The 4,128-nt window shown below is 25.9% G+C and carries 3 protein-coding genes; all 3 read left to right on the forward strand.

Annotated features, from left to right (window positions below; genetic code table 11):
* The first annotated feature begins 193 nt into the window (after nucleotides 1-193).
* The 3 genes from ftsY (at nucleotide 194) to BGI41_RS06960 (ending at nucleotide 3,940) form a co-directional block, all read left to right on the forward strand.
* On the forward strand, nucleotides 194-1,552 hold the full coding sequence (ftsY, locus tag BGI41_RS06950) for a signal recognition particle-docking protein FtsY (RefSeq protein ID WP_369829838.1): 1,359 nt from the start codon (nucleotides 194-196) through the stop codon (nucleotides 1,550-1,552).
* A gap of 128 nt (nucleotides 1,553-1,680) precedes the next feature.
* The gene (locus tag BGI41_RS06955; protein WP_088539846.1) at nucleotides 1,681-2,139 is read left to right on the forward strand and encodes a deoxyuridine 5'-triphosphate nucleotidohydrolase; all 459 of its coding nucleotides are present in this window, start codon (nucleotides 1,681-1,683) and stop codon (nucleotides 2,137-2,139) included.
* A gap of 184 nt (nucleotides 2,140-2,323) precedes the next feature.
* Nucleotides 2,324-3,940 carry a thiamine pyrophosphate-binding protein gene (locus tag BGI41_RS06960; RefSeq protein ID WP_088539849.1) on the forward strand — a complete coding sequence of 539 codons (1,617 nt, stop codon included), beginning with the start codon at nucleotides 2,324-2,326 and terminating at the stop codon, nucleotides 3,938-3,940.
* The last annotated feature ends 188 nt before the right edge of the window (nucleotides 3,941-4,128 follow it).

Consider the following 4,128-nt stretch of genomic DNA (forward strand, 5'->3'; position numbering starts at 1 on the left):
TCTTTACATAGTTTAAAATTTATTTAATATTTCATTAAATTTAATCTTAATAAAATTTTAAAATTTTATAGTTTAATTTAAACATTATTTAAGGGATGGTAATAAATTGTTTGAATCTTTAAAAAAGAAATTTTCAAGAACTAGTAATCAGTTAACTGATAAAGTTACTGAAGAAGCTAAAGCAGATGACAATATTAAAGCTATTGAACCTGTTGAAGAAAAACCTAAAAAATCTTCTAAAAAATCTAAAGAAGATAAAGAATGGGATGAAATTTTTGAAGAAGAAGATTCTAAAGATGAAAATTCAGGTTTCTTTTCAAGATTTTCAAGAAATAAAAATAATAATAAAGATGAATCTGAGGAACTTGTTGATGATTTAGATGTTGTTGAGTCTCAGGATGAATCTGAGGAACTTGTTGATGATTTAGATGTTGTTGAGTCTCAAGATGAACCTGAAGAAGAAAATGATTCTGATAAAAAACATTGGTATAGTAGATCTAAAAATAAAGAAGAATCTGAAGATGAATCTGAAGAAGAAAGTTCAGGTAAAAAACATTGGTATAGTAGGAAAAAAGAGCCACAACAATCAATAGCAGATAAATATAGAGATAATATTTCTGCAGAAGAAATTTATGATGAACTTAAAGATGAAGATTATGAAGTTAAAGAAGAAAAAGGAGGAGTCTTTTCATTCTTTAAAGAAAAAACTATATCTGAAGATGATGTAGAAGATATTCTTTGGGAATTAGAAATTGGTCTTCTTGAAGGTGATGTAGCAATTGAGGTTGCTAATGAAATTATTGAATCTGTTAAAAATGATTTAGTTGGTAAAAAAATTAAAAGGAGTACTGAAGTAGAAGAGCTTACTTATAAAGCTCTTAAAAAAGCTGTTGCTAAAATCATTAATGTTGATGGAAAATCAATGACTGAATTACTTGATGAAAAAAATAAAGAAGGTAAACCTTTAGTTGTAATGTTAGTTGGTATTAATGGTACTGGTAAAACTACAACTGTTGGAAAATTAGCTAATTATTATCTTAAAAGAGGATATACTCCAGTTATTGCTGCTTCTGATACATTCCGTGCAGGGGCTATTGAACAAATTACTCAACATGCAGATAATGTTGGAGTTAAAATTATTAAACACCAAAAAGGTTCAGATCCTGCAGCTGTAGCATATGATGCTGTAGAACATGCAGTTGCTCAAGGTAAAGATTTAGTTTTAATTGATACTGCAGGTAGAATGCAAACTAATACAAATCTTATGGATGAAATGAAAAAAATCAAAAGAGTTGCAAAACCTGATCTTGTAATATTTGTAGGTGATGCATTAACTGGTAATGATGCAGTTGAACAAGCTTCTAAATTTAATGATGCTATTGATATTGATGGTGTTATTTTAACTAAAGCAGATGCAGATGCTAAAGGTGGAGCTTCATTATCTATTGAATATGTTATTAATAAACCTATTTTATTCTTAGGAATGGGTCAAGGTTATGATGATATAAAAGAATATAATCCTGAATGGATGTTAGATCAATTATTCTCATAATCGATTTTAATGATAAAATTTGTTTCTTAATTGTTTAAGAACTAGTTTTGTTTATCTTGTTAAGATAATTGTTTCTTAATTGTTTAAGAACTAGTTTTTATCATATTTTAATTATATTTGGTGAAATAATGTTAGGTGAAAAAGAATTAAAGAAATTATTTCCAGATTTTGAAGATTTAATACAACCTTCAGGTATTGATTTAGAGCTTGATAAAATTTTTATTCAAAATGGTTCAGGTTCATTAATTGATAATGAAAAAAATTTACCTGAAATTAAAGAATTAGAAGGTCCAATATACACTTTAGAACCTCATACTCCATATCTTGCAAGTATTAAAAGAAAAATTAAAATTCCTAAAGGATATGCTATGTTATATAATCCAAGATCTACTCTTTTAAGATCTTTTGTTTCTGTACAAACAGCAGTAGGAGATCCTGGATTTTATGGAACTTTAACTTTTTTAATAATTAATCATGGTAACTATCCATATAAAATTAAAAAAGGTGATAGAATAGCTCAAGGAGTTGTTTTTGAGGTTGTAGGTTCTGGAGAATATAATGGTTCTTACCAAGAAAAAGAAGAATAATTAATTGAATTTAATTTTTAAGTTATTATTATAATTAAATAATTTTTTATTAATTATATCTTTTCTTGATTTTTTTAGTTTTATATGGTTTTTAAATCTTAGTTGGATTTTTATTTTTATTAAATGTTAATTTGAATTACTATTAAAAATTATAATTTTTATTTAAAATTTTATTGATGATAATATGAATGTAGCTGAAGTTTTAGTTAAAATTTTAGAAGATGCAGATGTTAAACATATATTTGGTCATCCTGGAGAACAAATACTTCCAATGTATAGAGCATTAGATAAATCAAATATTAAACATATTCTTATGAGACATGAACAAGGAGCAGTACATGCTGCTGATATGTATGCTCGTTCAACAGGTAAATTTTCAGTATGTATTTCTACAGCTTCTCCAGGTGCATTAAATTTTATAATGGGTGTTTCAACTGCATATAAAGATTCTGTCCCTATTTTAGTTTTAACTGGAGATAATCCATATAGTGAGAGATTTGAAAATAAATTTCAAACTTTTAATCTTCCTGCAGTTTTTAAAGAAGTTACTTTTAAAAATTATGCGCCTTCAAATGGTAAAGAAGCTATTTTAGCCTTAAAAAAAGCTATTTATCTATTAAATAATGAACCATGTGGTCCTATTCATATTAATCTTCCAAAAGATATTTTACTTGAAGAAAATGTTGAAAAGTATATTAATTTAGATATTACTAAAGATACTTATTATGATTATGGTTATATGAATCTTTTAGAGACTCTTTTAAAATCATCTGAAAAGCCACTTATACTTGCTGGTGCAGGTATAATTTGGGGTGGAGCTACTGAAATTTTAAAAGAATTTTCTAAAAAAAATAATATACCTGTATGTACTACTTATCCAGCTCGTGGAGTAATTGATGAAAAAGATTATATTAATCTTGGAATGGTAGGTATGAGAGGAACAGCTAAAAGTAATTATGCCTACTTAAATTCAGATTTAATATTAGTTTTAGGTTCAAGATTATCTGATAGAACAACTATGTTAACAGACTTTGATTCAGTAAAACAAAAAATAGTTCATGTAAATATTGATAAAGAAGTTTTAGAAGGACGTCTTAAAATATGTGGTGATGTTTTTGAAGTATTAAATAAATTAAATAAATTAAACTTAGATAGTGTAAAATATAAAAAATGGCTTTCTGAAATTAATTTACATGATAAAAAATTAGAAATTGAAGGATCAGATGATGATTCACTTCCTTTAAGGCCACAAGCTGCAATTAAAACAATATATGATAATATTGGAAAATCATATGTTCTTGGGGATGCAGGATCTCATGCTACATGGGCAATGCAATGTGCTAAACCAGATAAATTTGGAAGATTTTTATATTCAGGAGCATTATGTCCTATGGGTTTAGGTCTTCCAGGTTCAATTGGTGTTTCAATAGCTCATCCTAATGAAAAAGTAGTTGTAATAAATGGGGATGGTGGTTTTCAAATGTGTATCCAGGAACTTGCAACTATTGCTGAAAATAATCTTCCAATTATTATAACTGTATTGAATAATTCTCAATTAGGAATTATAAGACAATGGGAAGAACAAATAAGTAAAGATTTTCGTTATCAAGTTGATTTAAAAAATCCTGATTTTGTAATGATTGCAAGAGGATATGGTATTAAATCAGCAAGAGTTAATACAATTTTAAATTTAAAAAATGAGTTAAAAAAAGCTATGGATTTTAATGGACCATATTTAATTGAAATTGATGTTCGTGAAGAGGATATTCCACTTCCAAAAAAAGAGAATGAAAATGAATAATTATTAATTTTTTATTTTATAATTCAGATTCATACTTATTAATAATTTCATTTTTATATTTTTCATAGGATTTATCTGTAAATTTTATATATTTATCATTATTTTCTATAAATAGAAATCCTATTGTTAAAATTGTAATATTATTAATTTTATTATTTAAATTTAAAATTTTTACTTTATATATAGGG

Origin of the sequence: Methanobrevibacter sp. 87.7 (assembly GCF_002208625.1) — an archaeon.
Taxonomy (GTDB): domain Archaea; phylum Methanobacteriota; class Methanobacteria; order Methanobacteriales; family Methanobacteriaceae; genus Methanarmilla.

Coding starts and splice junctions, on each gene's coding strand:
- BGI41_RS06960 (WP_088539849.1), top strand. CDS start 2,324: ATGAATGTAGCTGAAGTTTTAGTTAAAATTTTAGAAGATGCAGATGTT.
- BGI41_RS06955 (WP_088539846.1), top strand. CDS start 1,681: ATGTTAGGTGAAAAAGAATTAAAGAAATTATTTCCAGATTTTGAAGAT.